This is a genomic window from Gottfriedia acidiceleris, from assembly GCF_023115465.1.
In the GTDB taxonomy this organism is placed as follows: domain Bacteria; phylum Bacillota; class Bacilli; order Bacillales; family Bacillaceae_G; genus Gottfriedia; species Gottfriedia acidiceleris_B.
On record NZ_CP096034.1, the window covers coordinates 3,447,599 to 3,468,264 of the forward strand.

General features: G+C 35.3%; 15 protein-coding genes and 1 pseudogene. 6 read left to right on the plus strand and 10 right to left on the minus strand.

What is annotated here, in order from left to right; translation table 11 throughout:
• Positions 1 to 24: 24 nt before the first annotated feature.
• From MY490_RS16375 to MY490_RS16385, 3 genes are all read left to right on the plus strand, one after another.
• The gene (locus MY490_RS16375) at positions 25 to 450 is read left to right on the plus strand and encodes a CBS domain-containing protein (RefSeq protein WP_248266635.1); all 426 of its coding nucleotides are present in this window, start codon (positions 25 to 27) and stop codon (positions 448 to 450) included.
• A 282-nt stretch (positions 451 to 732) separates the two neighbouring features.
• The gene (locus MY490_RS16380; RefSeq protein WP_248269402.1) at positions 733 to 2,016 is read left to right on the plus strand and encodes an aspartate aminotransferase family protein; all 1,284 of its coding nucleotides are present in this window, start codon (positions 733 to 735) and stop codon (positions 2,014 to 2,016) included.
• An 18-nt stretch (positions 2,017 to 2,034) separates the two neighbouring features.
• Entirely contained in the window at positions 2,035 to 3,501 is a 1,467-nt protein-coding gene (locus MY490_RS16385) for a CoA-acylating methylmalonate-semialdehyde dehydrogenase (protein WP_282439804.1), read from the plus strand.
• Between the two features lie 251 nt (positions 3,502 to 3,752).
• Here the strand turns inward: MY490_RS16385 and MY490_RS16390 are convergent, their stop codons facing one another.
• The 6 genes and pseudogenes from MY490_RS16390 to MY490_RS16415 all read right to left on the minus strand — a co-directional run.
• Positions 3,753 to 3,971, minus strand: coding sequence for a hypothetical protein (locus MY490_RS16390; RefSeq protein ID WP_248266636.1), 219 nt, complete (start codon positions 3,969 to 3,971; stop codon positions 3,753 to 3,755).
• Between the two features lie 4 nt (positions 3,972 to 3,975).
• Entirely contained in the window at positions 3,976 to 5,397 is a 1,422-nt protein-coding gene (gene hydA / locus MY490_RS16395) for a dihydropyrimidinase (protein WP_248266637.1), read from the minus strand.
• Positions 5,394 to 6,701, minus strand: a complete 1,308-nt coding sequence (gene preA, locus MY490_RS16400) for an NAD-dependent dihydropyrimidine dehydrogenase subunit PreA (protein ID WP_248266638.1) — start codon at positions 6,699 to 6,701, stop codon at positions 5,394 to 5,396. Before preA ends, hydA begins: the two co-directional genes overlap by 4 nt.
• A gap of 15 nt (positions 6,702 to 6,716) precedes the next feature.
• Positions 6,717 to 8,054 carry an NAD(P)-dependent oxidoreductase gene (locus tag MY490_RS16405; RefSeq protein WP_432707016.1) on the minus strand — a complete coding sequence of 446 codons (1,338 nt, stop codon included), beginning with the start codon at positions 8,052 to 8,054 and terminating at the stop codon, positions 6,717 to 6,719.
• A 363-nt stretch (positions 8,055 to 8,417) separates the two neighbouring features.
• A complete protein-coding gene (locus tag MY490_RS16410; protein ID WP_248266640.1) occupies positions 8,418 to 8,987 on the minus strand; it encodes a TVP38/TMEM64 family protein in 570 nt (189 codons plus the stop codon).
• A 194-nt stretch (positions 8,988 to 9,181) separates the two neighbouring features.
• Positions 9,182 to 9,373, minus strand: a pseudogene (locus MY490_RS16415) (zinc metallopeptidase); the annotation flags it as partial.
• A gap of 182 nt (positions 9,374 to 9,555) precedes the next feature.
• Here MY490_RS16415 and MY490_RS16420 point away from each other — a divergent pair.
• From MY490_RS16420 to MY490_RS16430, 3 genes are read left to right on the plus strand one after another with little or no spacing between them, the layout of a single operon-like run.
• Positions 9,556 to 10,995, plus strand: coding sequence for a spore germination protein (locus MY490_RS16420; protein WP_248266641.1), 1,440 nt, complete (start codon positions 9,556 to 9,558; stop codon positions 10,993 to 10,995).
• Positions 10,992 to 12,089 carry a GerAB/ArcD/ProY family transporter gene (locus MY490_RS16425; protein ID WP_248266642.1) on the plus strand — a complete coding sequence of 366 codons (1,098 nt, stop codon included), beginning with the start codon at positions 10,992 to 10,994 and terminating at the stop codon, positions 12,087 to 12,089. Before MY490_RS16420 ends, MY490_RS16425 begins: the two co-directional genes overlap by 4 nt.
• Positions 12,086 to 13,210 (plus strand): Ger(x)C family spore germination protein, encoded by a 1,125-nt coding sequence (locus tag MY490_RS16430; protein ID WP_248266643.1) that lies wholly within the window; start codon positions 12,086 to 12,088, stop codon positions 13,208 to 13,210. The genes MY490_RS16425 and MY490_RS16430 overlap by 4 nt, the downstream gene beginning before the upstream one ends.
• A 124-nt stretch (positions 13,211 to 13,334) precedes the next feature.
• Here the strand turns inward: MY490_RS16430 and MY490_RS16435 are convergent, their stop codons facing one another.
• The 4 genes from MY490_RS16435 to MY490_RS16450 all read right to left on the minus strand — a co-directional run bounded on the left by MY490_RS16435 (position 13,335) and on the right by MY490_RS16450 (position 20,228).
• Complete coding sequence (locus MY490_RS16435; RefSeq protein ID WP_248266644.1) at positions 13,335 to 16,895, minus strand: S8 family serine peptidase; 3,561 nt, start codon at positions 16,893 to 16,895, stop codon at positions 13,335 to 13,337.
• A gap of 726 nt (positions 16,896 to 17,621) precedes the next feature.
• Positions 17,622 to 18,653, minus strand: coding sequence for a C40 family peptidase (locus MY490_RS16440; protein ID WP_432707017.1), 1,032 nt, complete (start codon positions 18,651 to 18,653; stop codon positions 17,622 to 17,624).
• A 21-nt stretch (positions 18,654 to 18,674) separates the two neighbouring features.
• The gene (locus tag MY490_RS16445) at positions 18,675 to 19,760 is read right to left on the minus strand and encodes a dipeptide epimerase (RefSeq protein WP_248266645.1); all 1,086 of its coding nucleotides are present in this window, start codon (positions 19,758 to 19,760) and stop codon (positions 18,675 to 18,677) included.
• A 150-nt stretch (positions 19,761 to 19,910) separates the two neighbouring features.
• The gene (locus MY490_RS16450; protein ID WP_248266646.1) at positions 19,911 to 20,228 is read right to left on the minus strand and encodes a DUF3870 domain-containing protein; all 318 of its coding nucleotides are present in this window, start codon (positions 20,226 to 20,228) and stop codon (positions 19,911 to 19,913) included.
• Between the last annotated feature and the right edge of the window lie 438 nt (positions 20,229 to 20,666).

Below are 20,666 nucleotides of genomic sequence, written 5' to 3' on the forward strand. Positions count from 1 at the left end.
TAAAATTATAAAGGAGTATGAAAAATGAATATCGCGTTTTTCTTTACCCCAAAAAATGAACTTGTTTTTATGAATATCAATTCTACAATGCGTCAAGCACTTGAGAAAATGGAACACCATCGTTATTCGGCTATACCTTTAGTCGATGATAATGGCAAATATGTTGGTACACTTACTGAAGGTGATTTATTATGGAAATTAAAAAATACTCCAAGCTTATCTTTTACTAATACAGAAGAAATCAGCTTAAATGAACTATCTCTGCACAACATATATGAGCCTGTTTCTATAAATGCACAAATTGAAGATTTATTTACAAGAGCAATTTATCAAAATTTCATTCCTGTTATTGATGATCATGAAGTTTTTATCGGGATGGTTAAGAGGAAAGAAATTATTGAGTATTGTAGAAGGCAATTATTAGGTGATAAAAATAGAGCAACTACATAGAATTTGTAGTTGCTCTTTTAATTTTTATTGCGCTCTTCCTTTATGGATTGTCCCTAGAAATAACTAACTTTATTCCTAATCTAGTAATTTGTCTAATCGTAATAGGATAATATGGGGCATTCAGTAATATTAATTAATAAAGATGTAAAATTTAGACTCCAATAAATGAATTTTGAAAGTTGGTGAAAAATAGTGAATGATAAAACTGTAAAAGCAACTCATTCTACTTCCCTATCTAAGGAAGAGCTTCTTGAATTAGATCGAAAATATGTATGGCATCATATGTCGCCCCACAATCCAAATCCAATGGTTCTTGTATCAGGTAAAAATAGTACAGTGACTGACATTGATGGTAAAAATTATTTAGACGGTATGTCAGGATTATGGTGTGTGAATGTAGGTTACGGTCGTGATGAAATAGCCAACGCCGCTGCTGAACAAATTCAAGCAATTCCTTATGTCCCAATGTCACAGGGCAATGTACCTTCCATCTTATTAGCTGAAAAGTTAAATGAATGGCTTGGTGGAGATTATCGTATTTTTTATTCTAACTCTGGATCTGATGCAAACGAAGTAGCTTTTAAGATTGCTAGGCAATACCATCAACAAAATGGTGAACCTTTACGATATAAATTTATATCAAGATACCGTGCATATCATGGTAATTCGATGGGTGCGTTAAGTGCTACTGGTCAAGCTAACCGTAAAGTTAAATATGAACCTCTTTCTTCAGGTTTTCAGCATGTAGCTCCACCTTATTGCTATCGATGCCCTTTCGGTAAAACGTATGGAGATTGCGGTATCCAATGTGCACAAGCAATTGAAGATGTAATTAATTTCGAAGGCGCTGAAACGATTGCAGGGATTATAATGGAACCAGTTATTACAGGTGGAGGAGTTATTGTCCCGCCTGCTGAATACTTAACAAAAGTTCGAAACATTTGTGATAAGTTGGGTATCTTGTTAATAGTTGATGAAGTTATATGTGGCTTTGGTCGTTCTGGAAAGCACTTCGGTCACCAAAACTTTGCAATAAAACCTGATATTGTCACAATGGCAAAAGGTATGACTAGTGCTTATTCACCTCTTTCAGCAACCGCTGTACGAAGTGATCTATATGAAGTATTTAAACAACCTGGTTCAGACAATCATTTCCGTCATGTGAACACATTTGGAGGAAACCCAGCGTCATGCGCAGTTGCACTTAAAAACTTAGAAATTATTGAAAGAGAAAATTTAATAGAGCGTGCTGCCTATTTAGGTGAAGAGCTCCATAAAAAATTAGATAGTTTACTAACTTATAAAAATGTTGGAGACATCCGAAGTTTTGGTTTTATAGCAGGAATTGAGCTTGTTGAAGATAAAAAAAGTAAAAAACCTGCTAGCCCAGAGTTGGTGTTAAAAATAATAACTGAATGTAAGGCACAAGGATTAATAATCGGTCGAAATGGAGATACGGTTCCAGGCTTTAATAATATCCTTACACTTTCTCCTCCATTTACAACAACTGATGCAGAGCTTGATTTTATCGTAAATACTTTAAACAAAGCATTCTCAAAACTATAATCGTACGGGGTGATATTCTTGTCTACACAAACTAATATAAAGGTTTTAAAAAATTTTATAAATGGTGAATGGATTGAAGCTTCACCAAAAGCCAAGACAATTCCAGTTCCAAATCCCGCTACTGAGGAAATATTAGCATTTGTACCTCTCTCAACTAAATCAGATTTAGATACAGCTGTAAAAGCAGCTAAAAAAGCTTTTATTACATGGAGTAAAACCCCTGTTCCTAAAAGAGCAAGAATACTATTTTCATATCAACAATTGCTAATTAAACATTGGGATGAACTTGCTAATTTAATAACGATTGAGAATGGTAAAAGTTATAATGAGGCATATGGAGAAGTTCAACGTGGAATTGAATGCGTAGAATTTGCTGCCGGTGCGCCAACACTAATGATGGGAAAACAATTACCTGATATTGCGACAAATATTGAATCGGCGATGTATCGATACCCTGTTGGAGTTGTTGGAGGAATAACGCCTTTTAATTTCCCAATGATGGTACCTTGTTGGATGTTCCCATTAGCAATTGCATGTGGAAACACGTTTATCTTAAAGCCTTCAGAACGTACTCCACTTCTTGCAAATCGTTTAGCAGAACTCTTCACGGAAGCAGGTCTTCCAAAGGGTGTATTCAATATTGTTCATGGAGCACATGAAATTGTAAACGAGTTACTTCAAAACAAAGATGTTCCTGCCATTTCATTTGTAGGCTCACAGCCTGTGGCGGAATATGTTTATAAAACTGCATCTGCTAATGGTAAGCGCGTTCAAGCCTTAGCTGGTGCTAAAAACCATAGTATCGTTTTACAGGATGCAAACTTAGATGAATCGGTAAAGCAAATCATTACTGCAGCTTACGGTTCAGCTGGAGAACGATGTATGGCATGCTCAGTAGTCGTAGCAGTAGGCGATATTGCCGATCCTTTAATCGAAAAATTAATAATAGAAGCGGGTAGCATTACGATTGGGAATGGATTAGATGATGATGTATTCCTAGGTCCTGTCATCCGCAGGGAACATCGCGAACGAACGGAAAAATATATTGAATGTGGAATTCAAGAAGGTGCAACCTTATTGCGTGATGGACGAAATGACTTAGTTAGAAAAGAAAAAGGTTACTTTATTGGACCAACAATCTTTGATAATGTGAACCCATCAATGAAAATTTGGAAGGAAGAAATTTTTGCACCTGTGCTTTCGATCGTTAGAGTAGAATCATTAGAAGAAGCAATCGAGCTAACAAACAAATCAGACTTCGGAAATGGCGCGTGCATTTTTACTGACAGTGCAGCAAGTATTCGATATTTCAGGGAAAACATTGAAGTAGGAATGCTCGGCGTAAATATCGGTGTACCAGCTCCAATGGCATTCTTTCCATTCTCTGGATGGAAAAACTCTTTTTATGGTGACCTACATGCAAATGGTGCAGATGGGGTCGAGTTCTATACAAGGAAAAAAATGATTACGAGTAGATTTGAGTAAATAAAATTGGGCTTTTCCATTAGTTTAGGTATCTGACTAAAGGGAAAGCCTTTTTAAATAGAAAAAATCGCATAATCCGTTCGTAGTTACGGATGCGATGCGATTTAAAATTAATGATAGGATTTGATTTAATTGCGATTTCACCTTTTTTATTTGTGATCGGTCAATTTAATTGTAATTCGCTGATTTTATTTGCGCTTCACTATTTTAATTACGGTTCGACCAATTTAAATGCGATTCACTGACTTTCACTAATGGATCCCAAATTGCTTAATAATCAATGCACCAAAATATTTCCGAGTATCAGCATTCATTATATGAAGAGTAATTAACTTCTCATCTTCTTCTTTATTTTCAAAGTCAACATAATCACCGTCTAGCGTTTCTCTAACATTTTTAATCTTATAACCTTTCTTTATAAGGGAATCGATCTGATTTCTTTCGATTAAAAATTCCTTATAAGTTGACATTGCTTTACTCCTTTCCTTCGCTACTAAACTCGTCTATTAAACTAGTCTCACCATACTTCTTCCTCTTTAAGTACTGCCCACTACCTGCATTACCTACAAATTGCTTCTCTCTTATGACAAACTCCCCACGAACTAAGACGCTCACTGGCTCTCCGGTCACTTCCATCCCTTCAAATGCGTTATAGTCCACTGCCATATGATGAGTTTCGGAAGAGATTGTTCGTTTACTATTTGGATCAAAAATAACTAAATCTGCATCTGAACCAACTGCAATTGTTCCTTTTTGAGGATATAATCCAAATAACTTTGCACTTCTAGTAGAAGAAATGTCAACAAATTGGTTTAATGATATTCTTCCTTTTTTAACACCTTCAGAGAACAAAATGCTTACTCGATCTTCAATCATCGGTCCTCCATTTGGAATTTTTGAAAAATCATCACGACCTAGATCCTTTTGTCCCTTAAAGTCAAAAGAACATTGATCGGATCCTAATGTTTGCAGATTTCCATTTCTTAAAGCACTCCATAGCACGTCTTGGTGCCATTTTTCTCGAAGTGGAGGTGACCAAACATATTTTGCCCCCTCAAAGTCAGGCTTTTCTAGCATAGATTGATCCAACACTAAGTATTGTGGGCACGTTTCACCCCATACTTCGATTCCATTATTTCGGGCTTCCGTTATTTTTTCAACAGCCTCTGCACACGTAACATGAACGACATATAATTGTGAATTTGCAAGTCCAGTTAATGTAGCCGCTCTTCCTGTCGCTTCACCCTCTACTTCTGGAGGGCGTGTTAATGCATGGTAAATAGGTTCTACTTTTCCTTCAGCTAAAGCTTGATTGATTAAATAATCTACAACATCTCCGTTTTCTGCATGCACCATTACCAGTGACCCATATTCTTTTGCTGCTAATAGCGTACGATACAATGTTGCATCATCAGCTTGAAATACATTTTTATAAGCCATAAATACTTTAAATGAAGTAATTCCCTCTTTTTCTATTACTTTAGGTAACTCTTTTAATACATCATCATTTATTTCACCAATCATAAGATGAAAACTATAATCGATCACTGCTTTATTTTTCGATTTTTCATGCCATGTTTCGATTGCTTTTTGTAGTGGCTCTCCTTTATTCGTCAAACAAAAATCAATAATTGTTGTTGTCCCACCAAAAGCTGCTGCGATCGTTCCAGTTTCAAAATCATCTTTTGTGACAGTTCCGCCAAATGGCATATCTAAATGTGTATGGGGATCTACTCCACCTGGAAAAATATAATATCCTGAGGCATCAATCATTTCAACATCTGAACAATCTAAATTTAGCCCAATTGCAGAAATTTTATTTTCTTCTATTAAAATATCAGCCTTGTAAGTATCCGTAGCAGTAACAATCGTTCCATTTCGAATGATTTTCTTCATTTTCTTTTCCTTCCCCCCTTTAAAATTGAATATTGATTAGATCTTGTTAATACTTTTAAAGCTTGTTGACGTTCGTTCCAAGTCATCGATGGTTGTTTACTTGGAACCTCTACCATGTTAATGGCACCATCCACTGGACAGACTATTTTGCATAAATTGCATCCTACGCAGTCTTCCTCCCGAACCTTTAAATACGACTTTCCACTTTCATCTACTGACATATCAATGCATTGGTGAGATGTATCTTCACAAGCAATATGGCATTTATTACAGTTAATGCATTCCTCGGTATCAATCCTAGCAACTACTTGATAATTTAAATCTAAATTTCCCCAATCTGAATATTTATGAACCGCTTTACCTACTAGCTCTGTTACTGAGGAAAGACCTTTTTCATCTAAATAATTATTTAAACCATCAATCATGTCTTCAACAATTCGGAAACCATGGTGCATTGCTGCAGTACATATTTGAACTCCAGTCGCTCCCATTAATAAAAACTCTACTGCATTTTGCCAATTAGAAATGCCACCAATCCCGGAAATTGGAACTGATATCCTTGGATTACGTGCACATTCTGCCACCATATTTAATGCAATTGGTTTTACTGCAGGTCCACAATATCCACCATGTGCTCCTTTTCCAGCAACATGCGGAACAGTATGCCAAGAATCTAAATCTACTCCCATTAAACTATTAATCGTATTAATCATACTGACTGCGTTCGCTCCACCTCGAACTGCAGCTTCTGCCGTAACTGTAATATCAGTAATGTTCGGCGTTAGTTTTACAATGACAGGTGTTTTTGCAACTTCTTTTACCCAATATGTTTGTTGTTCTACCAACTCGGGAACTTGACCGGATGCAGACCCCATCCCTCGTTCTGCCATTCCATGTGGGCAGCCAAAGTTCAGTTCTAAACCATCAACACCAACATCCTCTACCCTTTTTACGATTTCGTGCCATTTATATTGTTGCGGTTCAACCATAAGCGATGCGATGATCGCTCGGTCTGGAAATCTTTTTTTCGTTTCATAGATCTCTTTTAAATTTACTTCAAGAGGTCGATCAGATATCAGTTCGATATTATTAAATCCTGCAACTCTTTGTCCGTTAAAGTTAATAGCAGCAAATCGGGAGGATGTATTTATAATCGGTTCTCCTAATGTTTTCCAAACGGCTCCTCCCCAGCCAGCTTCAAACGCACGTTGGACTTGATAACCCGAATTTGTTGGAGGAGCAGAAGCAAGCCAAAATGGGTTAGGTGACTGTATGCCCGCAAGATTGATTCGTAGATCTGCCATGAAAGAAAACCTCCTTTAAGTGTTTAATTGTTTATGAATCGCATAAGCTACTTCTTTTCCTTGTTGTGCTGCCGTCACTACCATTGCTTCACCTTGCCCTTTTCCAAAAATGACATCACCACAAGCAAATACTTTAGGATTAGACGTCTGAAAAGATTCTTGGTTAATTTTTACAACTCCATCTCTGTGTTCTAACCCAAATTGTTCGATTAAGTCTGTATAGCGAGTTTGCCCGATCGCTTTTATGACACCATCTACCGGTATCGTGAAATTCGAATTTGGAATAAGCACAGGACGGCGGCGACCGTCTTTTCCAACTTCCCCTAACTCCAAACGAACACACTCCAGTGCGATTACTTTATCGTTCTCACCGATGATTCGAATAGGTAATGTTAGCCATCGGAATTCAACTCCATCTTGCTTAGCAAAATCATATTCAAATTGATAAGCGCTCATTTCTGATTGCGTTCTACGATATAAAATTTTGACATTTCCTGCCCCTAAACGAACAGAACATGTCGCAGCATCAATTGCCGTATTACCCGCACCTATTACAACAATGTTTTTACCTATAAAACGATTTGATAATTCCCCTGATTTTGTCTCTTTTACAAAATCAATCGCGTCATATACTCCGTCCAAATCCTCTCCTTCAATATCTAGCATCGGAACTTTCCCCATACCTATAGCCAGAACGACCATGTCATAGTTTGCTAATAATTCATCTGAAGAAATATCCGATCCGATTCTAGTGTTCGTATGAATTTTCACATCTAACTTTTCTATTTGTTGAACTTCCCACGTTGATATACTCTTTGGTAGCCGGAACGAAACGATACCATATCGATTTAATCCTCCTGCATGTTTTTCCGCTTCAAAAATCGTTACATCATAGCCAAGTAATGCAAGTTCACGAGCAGCTGCTAAACCAGAAGGACCACTACCAACGATTGCAATTGTTTTTCCGTTCTTTTTTCCAGCCTTAAATAATACTTGATTATTTTTGATCGCCCAATCAGTTGCATAACGTTGTAAATTCCCAATCATAATCGGTTTAGTAGAATGATTTAGAACACATGCACCTTCACACAGTTCTTCTGTAGGACAAACTCGAGCACAGCTTGCTCCAACAGGATTAGATGTCATAATTGTTTTAGCTGATCCCTTTAAATTGCCTGAACCAATTTTCTTTATAAACGTAGGAATGTCGATCCCAGTTGGACATGCTTTAATACATGGGGCATCATAGCAATAAAGACATCGATGTGCTTCTTCAAATGCTTCTCGTTCCGATAACCCAGGATGTACTTCTTCAAAGTTCTTCGACAAATTCTCTAACGAAACTCTATTCACTAACAACACCCTCCTATTAGGCTACAAAGTTATTTTTTAAGAAAGCGGATTAAATCACCGTTTCAATGATTTTCGATTGATTCATGAGTAAAGCCGTTTTCAAGTAAGAACAATTACTTATTTTCTTTCTTAAAAAGGTAAAGCTTTTTCTAAAATTGAGGTATTTCAATATATGATTAAATAAATTAATTTAGACATGTTTATGTAATGGGTTGTCAGTGTTTAACTAATGAATATTAAAGCTTTCGATTTAGAAATTAAAGAAAGCTATTCTTTTTGATTTGAATTCATTTTTAGGTTGTTGTATTTGAAAAAATAAAAGCTCAAACCCTTTTATATGGTTTGAGCTTTTTTACATTTTTCTTAAACTTTATTCTTTACAAACACATTAAATCGTTTTCTATAAAAATAGATTAGCAAGACGATAATTAACAGTCCCAAAATGACTTTACCAAATAATGTGAACTCTAACACTTGATTAACAGAATACGATTCAAATAATATGACGGGTAGCTTACCAATCAAACTAGCTAACATGAAGTTTGACCATGTGATTTTTCCAAAGGCAGCAAACAATGTAATTAAACTAGATGGAATAAAAGGAATAAAACGTAGAACTAACACACCGTAAAAAGCTTCTTTTCCTTCTAAGCTTAAAAGCCTATTTAATCCTTTGAATTTAGTTGAATGACTAATAAATCTTTTTTGTAAACCCTTTCTATATAAAATGAAAGAAACTAATGTTCCAGCTAATTCACCTATGAAAGAGATTAAAAATCCTTCAGTAAAACCAAATAGTTTAATATTGATTGCTGTCAAAAACCAAGCTGGTATAATACCAACAATACTAATTAGAACATTAATTAAAATACTAAGTATGGCAGCATAGTCTTTGTATGTATTTAAAAAATGTTCAATTGCAGAAAGTGTCATAATTTTCCCCCATTTTTTTTAACCACTTAATTGTACAACATTTAGTATGATAAAAAAGCTAAGGTTACAAAAATACATAAATCTTCCAAAATTAAAACCTATTTACTATTTTAGACATTGAAGTTTTAAACATACTAACCAATTTAAATTTAATTTTTTTAAACAAAAAAGATGACTTCGAATGCAAAACGAAATCATCTTTTTGAAAAATTTTTATTCTTCTTGTCCTTGGAAGTATATTCTAAAACGGAAATTAAGGCTGCCGCTAAATACGTAAGGGCAGCGGTTCCCAATACTTTATTTACACCTTTTCTGTCAGTATCATTGATTGCTAACATTAACTTCTTTGCTCGTTAGCTATTATTATATTCAACTGGTAAAGTGATCTGTTAAAAACGCTACTGCTATATACGAACCTAATAAAACGTACGGTATAACGGTTCATTGTTCAAATTCGAATTTTAACAATAAAGCAGTAAACTATCTTCATATTTAAGTCCAGAATATTAACAGGGATTATGGGAAAAAATAGGATAAAATTACCTAACAAAGAAAAGAGGAACATTTAATGATAGCTGACCGAAATTTAGATAAAAATGAGATTTCACTTCGGGAATTGCTATTTAATAGTTCTGACTTTAAATCAAGCAATTTTGGCACTAGTGAACGAAGTTATCGCCTATTTTATTTAGATTCAATGATTGATGAGTCAGTAGTTCAAGAACATATTATTCGTCCTTTACTTCATAACACAACAGATAGTATACGTGAAGTTGTCTCAATTCTCGATTACAGTGAAACGGAAATTCTTTCTGTAGCAGCACAAGCTCTTGTTGATGGGAAGACGGTTGTTCAAATCAAAGGTGAATCAAATCTCTATTTACTTAGAGCAGAGCTTATTAAAGAACGCTCTGTGAACGTTCCAATAAATGAGCGAGTTTTACGTGGCTCTCACAAAGCCTTGAATGAAAATCTAAATACGAATCTAAATATTATCCGAAATCTAGTTGCCACTCCAGATCTTGTGATTAAGTATTATCAAGTTGGCCGTAAATCGAACACGAAATTAGCTATACTTTATTTGCAGTCCCTAGCAAACGAGGTAGTTTTAAAGGAATTTGAACATAGAATTTCTAAAATTAATACTGATTACATTGAAGCACCTGGCTTTTTTCAGGAACTTATTCAAGATAATAAATTCTCTCTATTTCCAAAAATGCTCGTATCTGAAAGACCAGATCGAATACTATCTTATTTAATGGAAGGGAAAATCACTTTTTTAATCGATGGTACACCAGAGGGAGTAATCGTTCCTGTCTCGTTCTGGGCATTCTTTCAAACTCCTGATGACTACCAGGTAGGCTGGCTATTCGGTAGCGTTTTAAGATTTTTACGAATTTTCTGTTTTATTATTGCTATTAGTTTACCTGGTGCTTATGTGGCACTCGTTACCTTTGATCCGCGAGTTCTTCCACTAGATCTTGCACTGACTCTTCAAAGCTCTATGCAGTTCGTTTCAATGCCACCTATTCTAGAGGCTATAACAATGCTATTCATACTTGAAATTCTAAAGGAAGCAACTGTCCGTTTACCAAATCCTGTAGGTCAGACAATCGGGGTTGTAGGTGGTATTTTAATCGGCACAGTTGTTGTTCAGTCTAATCTAATTTCAAACATGATGGTAGTGATAGTAGCGCTTACGGGGATTGCTTCCTTTATCATCCCTTCATATGAAATGAGTAATACAGCTCGTTTATTAGCTTATCCCTTTATCTTAATGGCTGCTTTATTCGGGCTAATCGGTTTGGAAGTTTCATTTCTATTGATTCTGACACATTTAGCAAGAATGAATACAATGGGTATTCCCTACTTTTATACGTCGTTTAATGGCGATACGATTAAAGATACTCTTTTCAGGGCACCGATTAAGAGCATGAAAAAACGACAAGTTGAAAGCTTGGCTAAGGACGAGAGTAGTAAAAGTAAGCCAAAGGGGGAGACAAATTGATACAATTAAAAAAGGTTTCCATTAATCAACTTGTTTGCCTTGTTATACTAAACCAAGTAGGTGTCAGTGTTTTATCAATTCCATATAAAATGTCTCAATTATCAGGCTATGACTCTTGGATGTCCATTATCATTGGAGGTGTAATTGCTCAAATTGGAATCTTGATTATCTATCAACTTGGAAAAAGTTATCCCGACAGACCTTTTCAACAATACATATCGACTATTATTGGAAAGCCACTAGGATCGATCATAAACTTTCTATTTGCAGCATACTGTGCAGAATCCTGTTTAATGGTCATCATTTCATATTCTGATGTCATTAATCGATGGTTGTTATTTGAAACACCTTGGTTTGTACTAATTGGATTATTGGTCATGATTTCCGGGTACATCGCTTCATCAACTCTTCGATCAATCTCGACCCTTACACAGTCAATAATGGTTATGTTTCTGATTTGTTTCGTGATCGTCTTTATTAGTGGCTTCGGAAAAGGAGACTTGCGTCATTTTTTGCCAATTGGTACTCATGGGATTGCTCCTATACTAAAAGGTGCTTTGCCATCATTTTGGGCGTATGCTGGATACGAACTTCTCCTGTATGTATTTCCATTTGTAAAATGTAATAAAAAGAAAGATATTTTTATTGCGACTTCAGTTGCGAATGGAATAACGACTTTTTTTTATGTTTTTATAGCGTTTGTTGTGACGTACAACTTTAGTGAAAATCAATTAAATTTCATTCCAGAGCCAATGGTCTTTATTCTACGTAAGTTCAGATGGCCAGTCGTTCAAAGTCTAGATATTCTCTTTATCACAATCTGGCTATCTGTGACGCTTGTAACAGCTTATATTTACTTATTTTTGTCCGCCCGTTATTTAGCATTTCTCGGTAAAAAAGAAAATCGTAACCACCCACTTTTAGTATGGATAATAGCAATTGTATGCTTCGGGGCAGGACTATTCTTCTCAAACAGACAGTGGATTCCCAAATTTTCCGAGTATCATAATATAGCAACAGAATTTATGATTATGGGCGTACCTTCATTACTTCTACTAATATCCTTTGTAAAAGAAAGGGTGGCGAAAAAATGAAAAAAGTCTTATCTTTAATTCTATTATTGCCACTATTGACTGGATGTTGGGATCGATTGGAATTAAATAAGCTTCATTTAGTTGATGTAAATGGTTTTGACCTGGACGACAAAACAGGTGAAGTTAAAGCATTATTCCTCGTTACGAAGCTTAAAAGCACTGGACAGGGAACTGGAGATCCAATCTCAGTAATGAAGGAGCTAAAAGGACCAAGTGTAGCAGAAGCAATCGGAGAATGGGAATTTACTGATCAGTCACCTTTTATAGGGATTAGTACGAGGGTCTATTTGATAAGCCAGAGCTTTGCAATGAATCATCCAGTTTCCGAACTTGATTTTTTACTCAGTGCTCCATATTCATCTATTAATACGCCATTAATCGTAGTTGATGGAGATTTGTCAAAGATAATGAAAACATCATCAAGTCACAATAAAGAGTTTACAAAAGAATTGAATGAGTTTATTATCTCAATGGAGAAGAACAGAACAATTCCAACAGTTTCAATGATGAATTTTATCCAATCCCGCAATGAACCGTGCTCTGATTTAGCGTTACCAATGTTAAGTCCTATTAATTCTGACTTCGAATTAAGTGGTGCCTTATTATTCCGCAATGGTTCACCTACAGGGAAAAAACTTGATAGAGATCAAGTTAAAATGATGATGTTACTAGAAGGTGGAAACACAGGAAGGCAAAGATTTACAGGAAATTTCTTAAAAAAACATGGTGATAAATCATCTTCTGATATGTCGTTCAAAAATAATTATGGGTTTACGGTCAAAAGAAATTTTTCAAAAATCATCCTTTCCAATACGGCAAGTAAATTACCGAAAATTAGTATTAAAGTTCAGTTACAAGTCAGTGCTTTCGAGCTTGGAGAAGAAGGACATAAGTTAAAGCCTAATTATGCTCGAGTGGAAAAAGTTCTTAATAAACATTTTGAAGAAATGGCTATGGAAACGATTAAGACTATGCAATCAGCAAACTCAGACGTTCTAGGGATTGGAAAGGAATTAAAAGCATTCCATCCAAAAGTTTGGAAATCTTTAAATTGGAGAAAAGATTATCCACGAATATCGATTGAACCGAAATTTGATATCAGCCTTCTTAATTCGAAATAACTTAAACTAGAGTCCAAACTGTTCTAAAACAAACAAAGAACCAAGAATACAATCGTATTCTTGGTTTTTATTTAAGGGGAAATGATGTTGTTAAATCTAGAAATTATCTAACAGCTAACTAAAGTTATTGAACAACTGTTACTGTTTTAGGTGTCGATGTTACTTTAAAACCATCCTTTGTCACAAGGTCTAATGTGATCGAATATGTGCCATTTGGAAGGTTTTTATCAGGTACCCAGTTTGCATGCAATGTATGTTCATTTTTCAAGTAGGATGTTTCAACAATTTGCCCGCTTGAATTTTTCACATTAATCGTCCAGTCACCTCGGTTATACGCATATCCATTAATTTTTACTGGTTTGTTTTGGTTAACACCAACAGTCGGAGATACATTCCACGTTTGAATAGCCATAGTATATTTAATATAACTTGGATCTCCCCAAGTAGTCCAAGATACATTTCCTGCATAATCAATTCCTAAAATAACAATGCTCTTCGGTTCGGTATTGACAATTTGAGATTTTGCCTCAAGGCTCGGTGTATAGGATACTCCATTTACATAAATTACGGCAGAATTATAGTCACTTGCATTATCTTCCGCATTCCAGCTAACTTCATATTTTCCATTCTTTGGCGTAACTTTAATATCTGAAATTTTTGGAGGAATGGAATCAACGATCATTGGCATTTTTACAATCTGTGGTCTTGCGTTTGGATAATCCAAAGTTGTTTTTAACACATATTGGTAGGTACCGTCTGGAACATATTGTCCAGTTGACGGGTCTTTCATATCCCATTTATAACCGTCATAATTATAAACCCCATATGACATTATATTTTTACTAAATTTAAATGGCTGCCCAGTTCCTGAATATTCACTAAAGTCTCCTAAATATTTAATGAGGTTTCCATCTTTATCTTCAATAGAGGATTCAACTTTTTCTAAATTACGTAAGGCTGTGAATCCCGCAAAGATTCCATTATTAATATAATTTGGCGAATAAGCAATATGATTCAGCTTAAATCCTTTTCCAGTATATCCTAACGGCGCACCACCTTCTGTCATATCATCCCAAAGTGCAGTATGTCCTGTAAAGTTATCATGATCCCAAGCCGGTGAATCGATATTACGTAGTTCATCCCATTTTCCATAGAATCCCATATAAGGTATAGATAGAGAAACAGCTTTATCTTGATCCTTCGATACTGGTACGAGACGAACAAATCCTTCTACAAAACTATTTTTCTTTAAGGAATCTGGTAATGAAACATTAACCGTCAGCATTTTCGTTTGACCTGGCTTAATTTTAACTAAAGCACCTGTTTTGTCTGAAACAATATTATCATTGACAGTAACAATTGCACCACTAATACGTTCGCTTGTTAATGATAAATAGTCTCTTGGTTCTGTTTGCCCATCACCATTAAAATCAAATTCTTTCGTTTCAGTTCTGTCTTTTAATAAATCAACATAGACATTGTATTCAATATCAGCACTATTATTTTTCCCTTTAGGAGCGTCAAATGCTACCATATTTAATTTAAAGCTTGTATTTTGTCCAATTTCCTTTAATGCAACAGCTCCAGCTTTTTCTAACGGTGTGTTTCTAGCTGTGACAATAACTGGTGTATTGATCGCATTTTGAATTTTCATTAAGCCAGAACCTTGAATACGTGGTGAATAAGGAACTTCACCGTTTGTTCTTGGATCAATGACAACATTAGCTGTATTCATTAAAGCCAGTTTTGCTTTTAAAACAGTATCTTCTGAATGTGTTAATCCTTTTTCATAAAGTGCTTGTAATAATAAAGCCGAGCCACCTGCAACATGAGGTGTTGCCATCGATGTACCACTCATCACTTCATAACTATTACCTGGTATAGTAGAATAGATATTTCCACCAGGAGCAGAAATTTCTGGTTTAAAATCTAATGTATGTGGAGCACCCATTGATGAAAAATAAGACATCGTGTCTTTTGCTGGATTATCTACATAAGTGCCACCTTTATATTTTAAACTTAAATATTGACCGCTTGGCATATTTTGCATTTTGTTTAATAAGGCTTCACCTAGAACTTTACTTGTTGAAGCAGTAGGTACTGCAGTTGGCGTTACTGGTAGACTAGTATAATCTGACCAACCCGCTGGTGGAATCATAATAATAGCCTTTGCTCCAGCAGCCTTTGCTGTAAATTGGATGGATGAAACAGTACTATATTGGTTTAATAGTTTTACTACTGCAATATAGCCAGTTTTACCTTTAGGATAATTTGTAGCACTCTTTCCTTCACCCACATATACCATATCATAGCTCTGATCTGCTATTAGATTATTTGAAACCTTAAAATTATAAGAAGGTGCAAATTGAGTTTGATCTCGGAAAGGTACTGATAGACCACTTTCATCACCTAATGCATACACATGCATTTTCGTATTTTCATAAGAAGCAACTGATAATGCATATGGACTCACACCTGGTGCGCCGACTGTTCCAATATCAGGATCTTGTGCATATGGTCTTAATGTAGATGGAACTAATAAATTCTGCGTACTGTATGCTGAATTTCCTGCTGCTACGACTACTAGTGTCCCCTGTTCTGTCGCTTCGCGGATCGCTTTTTGAATTGGATCATACTCTTCATCAACATAACCCGAATCTGTGCCCAAGCTCATATTAATAACATCTGCTCCCATGGTGACAGCATGCTCTATACCAGCAATAATATCATCCTCGTAGGCTCCGCTTGCATTATCTGAAAATACTTTCTCAGCTAAAAGCTGAACTCCAGGTGCAATACCAACTACTCCATCCTTCGTTTCGTCACCATTTGCTCCAATTGTTCCAGACACATGTGTACCATGCGGGCTTCCTTTTGGACCAGGAATAACATTCGTATCGTTGTCTGCCCAGTCATAGCCTGTTGGAACTTTATCAGAGTACCAAATTTCGTTTACATCGGTCTGTGCCATTTTTTGATTCATTTTATCTTGAGTCCATCTTTCTTTTGCTTTCGCATCATCAGATAGTTTCATATCTTTGTGGGTATAATCAATCCCCGAATCAACAACTCCAACAACAAGTCCTTCACCTTTATAACCATATTGCTCCCAAACTTTTTGAGCTTGTACTAATTCCTTACTTGCTGCCATATTTTCCTTGTATGTTCTAGCCACAGAAACATGTGTAACCCCTGGCATAGACTGAATCTCTTTTATATTTTTGTACTCTGTTTCTACGCTGAATCCGTTAAATCCTTCAAAATAACGATGTTTAACTTTCATTGTATCATTCGATTTAGATTTTTTTTCTTTCGTTAATTGATCGATAACTGAGTCTTGCTTTTCTGTATATAAAGCTTGTTTATTTTGAGCTGTAACCTCGTTTTCCGAAGGCTCATCTACTTGTACGATTAAATGAACAAGTTCGTCTGGTTTATAGTTATTTGTTTGAGCATCTTCATTTTGAACATCTTGATTTTGAGTATCTTTATAAAGTGAGTTTTCTTGATCAGTATCGGTGTTCCTTTGGACGACAATTGGAGTTCCTTGTTCTGCAATTTCGTCTGTCGGATTTTGGAATGATATATCATTATTTTCTGCAAAAACTGAAAAAGATGTAAAAATCAATGATGTTAAAGCTGCTGTGGACATAACTTTGAATGCTTTCAATGTTCCATTTTTCATTACTAACTCCCCCAAAAATTTAATCTATATTTATATGGCATTTTACTATTTTCTTATTTTTTGTGGTTACCAATAAATACTAATTAATTGTACTTGCCTAATAAATAAACTTGTATTGGGGGAATTCCTCTAATTATTTCTCCTTAGTTCATTAGTCGTAATTTTCAATAGTTCATTGATGTAAATGTAAAATAAAGACGAATTTCATGGTGCTTTTTTTGGAAAAACGCGAATTCCTTTGTCGGAAAATTTCATTTTTTCTAAAAATACAATATAAAATCCGAGTGAAAATTGGGGAAAATTAAACGAAAATACATTTAATTTGTAGAATATTCAAATTATTCAACAGTAAAATAAGGAAAAAGTACTACTATAAGGAAGATTAAACGACATTAGTATTTAGAATTTTATTACAAATTCATTCGATTGAAGGCAGAAATAAAAGATGGTCTATTCCACCTTTTCTTTTAATTTCTCATAAAGGGAAATGATATTAGGTTGCTCTTCATCTCTTTCCCTCTATCCTATGGGACAAGAAATTTTTCCAACTAAAGAATATCTTCATTAATTGAATAATTAGCAGAGAAAATGCAGAATAATTCTAGTACATAGAATTTAAATCTTAAGAAACTACTAACATTACGAGAAAAATATAAAAACCATGAACAAGTGCAATTGTTCATGGTTTTTCAACTTACTTTCATCAGTAGGATGCAATTTGTTTGATTATTCTTCCCAATAGCGACGAGCACCTGAGAATTCTTCAATATAACCAGGAGTGTTTAGTGGAATGATTTCAACACTTCTAGCAGCATTAGGAGCCTGAATCATCAAACCATCACCAATATACATTGCAACGTGATGTACTGATCCAGTTCCATTGTTACTCGCAAAGAATAAAAGATCACCAGGTTTAATCTCATCTTTTTTTACTTCTTTTCCGCTCTTAGATTGAGGGCCTGAGTCTCGTGGAATTGTTATACCATATGACTTAAATAAGCTATATGTAAATCCTGAGCAATCAAAACCAAATCCTGATACACCAGCCCATAAGTAGCGTAAACCAAGGAACTTCTTCGCCGTTTTAATTAAGTTTTCAGGCGTTGCCTTTGGAAACTGATTTTCATTTTGATAGACTGCCACGTCTTCTTTTTTAATAAATTTATTTCCATCATCTGGTGTTGCAACCATTACGATATCTCCAAAATCTTTAACGACAGGTAAGCGTGTATTAAAGCTAATCTCCATAAACTTATGATTTAAAGCTTTTCCATCATACAACCAAGCTGTTTGACTTGATACCATAATAAACGGGGTATCCTTATAATTCTCTAAACGATCATCCGTCGTTAATTGTCTTTTCGGCATCCATCCAGGATAGCCTAATGTATTACGTGGTGTAGGCTGGCCATCTACAGCAACCTTCACCCAATCCCCCGACTCCTCTAAAATCGTTACTTTTGTACCGTATACTGCTTGCGTTTCTAAATAACTTGTTAGCCAACGTCGAACCTCAGTATCTTCCATATTAACTGACCATTGACGCGGATCAACTGGATTGCTTAAAGATGGCGCATCAATATCTCTAACTTGGAACCTACCGTTTGTTGTCCACTGTGTTGAAACAGACACATCAACGTAAGCTGTCTCCCCTGGAGTAAGTTCTTCTTGTGAGTTTGCTAATGATTGACTTGTCATCGTAGAAAGTAAGGTACCTGCAACACATAAACTCAATATTAAATTTCTTGTCTTTTTCATCGTAAAACTCCTCTCCCTATTTTAACGAAGACTTTTGGATAATCTTCGGCGAAGCCCTAAACCAGGTAGGGATGATAATTGAACTTCATCCCCAATAAAATCAATTCCATCAAAATCTTGATTCTTCAACCAAAGTGGCGCATCCAAATCGATTTTTTGAATATTCGGATGGGCAGTAGCAATATGTGCTGCCGCAAGTACTGAGACAGAAGTTTCCATCATACTTCCTATCATGCAAGGAATATTCGCTGTTTCTGCAAAATCTGCAATTTGCAGTGCTCTTCTAATTCCCCCTGTCTTCATCAACTTAATATTTAGAAGATCAACTGCATTCTCTTTAATTAGTCGTAATGCGTCTTGCGGAGAAAATAGACTTTCATCTGCCATGATTGGTGTATTGACGTTTTGCTTAACAAATTTGAGCCCATCAATATCACCTGCATGTACGGGTTGCTCAATTAACTCGATTTTAGAATTCAACTGTTCTAGTTCTTTGATAATCGAAACAGCTTGTCTTGGAGTCCATCCTTGGTTGGCATCCACTCGGATTGTGACGCGATTACCGACTTTTTCACGGATTGCCATGATACGTTCAATGTCAGTCGACCAGTCTTTTCCGACTTTGATTTTCAATATTGAAAAGCCATCCTCGATTATTTGCATCGCATCCTGACACATTTGATCCACCGTTCCAACACTAACAGTCATATCGTTTTTTAATTGATTTGTCCTTCCTCCAAGATATTGATAGAGCGGAAGATTAAGATATTGACATAATGCATCATACAGTGCGATTTCCATAGCTGCCTTTGCACTTGTATTTGCCACACAAGAGCGTTCAATCAATAGAGAGAGTTCATTAATATTTCTAATATCTCTTCCTAGTAGTAGTGGTGTAAGGACAGTCTTTAAAATCGCTTCAATACTTTCTTTTGATTCTCCTGTAATAGCCAATGTTGGTGCTGCAGCCCCTACTCCGACAACCCCATCTTCTAGCTGGACATATACAAAAATGTTTTCTATTTCAGTAGCTGTCCTCAGAGCTGTCTTAAATGGCTTTTTTAAAGGGAAAACTTCTGTTTGCACTTGTATTGATTGAATAATCATCGTTTTTGTCCTTTCCTATTCGATTAAAGTTAGTTCCAAGACCTCTAATTGATTCAAAAATCTTGTATTAAATAAAAAATCCAGCTATTAGAAAGGAACATTCCCTACTAATAGCTGGATTTCATCTACGAAAATAGATAAAGCAGCGGTTTAAGATTCAATTATTTGTGTATATTTTATATGTGCATTTTTAAAGGCTACTGCCAGAGCTTTCTGGGAAGAACCAAAATAACGTGTATTAATTTCTTGTATTACTCCATCCACGTCTAACATTGATTGACCAACAAATAGTTGTTGCACAAAGGATGAAGTTAAAGAAATTGTAGCTGAACAATCGGCATCAACAATTAAATGACTTGTCCGATCGACTACCAATCCAATAAAAAAAGCATTATATTTCTGCATAATTGGATTATTAGATGAAGTCTTTGCATCTCCAATAAGATAGATCGTATTTTTATTGTACAATTTATTTCCTCCCGCAAAACAGGTATTCCGTGCATAAATCTAACCGATGAGGAAAGAATTGGCAACGGCATATGTATTCGCTTACAGTTTATATTAATATACGAAACTACTTTTGACAATATATTATGAATATTCTGTTTTAAGAAAAGTACTTGTGAACTATATTCAGACTCTTACTTTTTTACTAGAAATAGGTTTCGAGCGTCTATTGACTAATGAAAACCACAAGGAAAATTATCCTCGTGGTATTTATTTTTTTCTTTTTTGTATTTTGCTAGTATCGAACTACCCCAAAATCAAATAAATTCTGAAAATGGCAATTAAAATTAGTAAACTGCAATTAAAATTAGAGATGCATGTACACTAAAAAAAGGACACACAGCAAACTATTAAAGTATTATTACTATTATATCTATTTAATTCAAGCTTAGTCTCTTT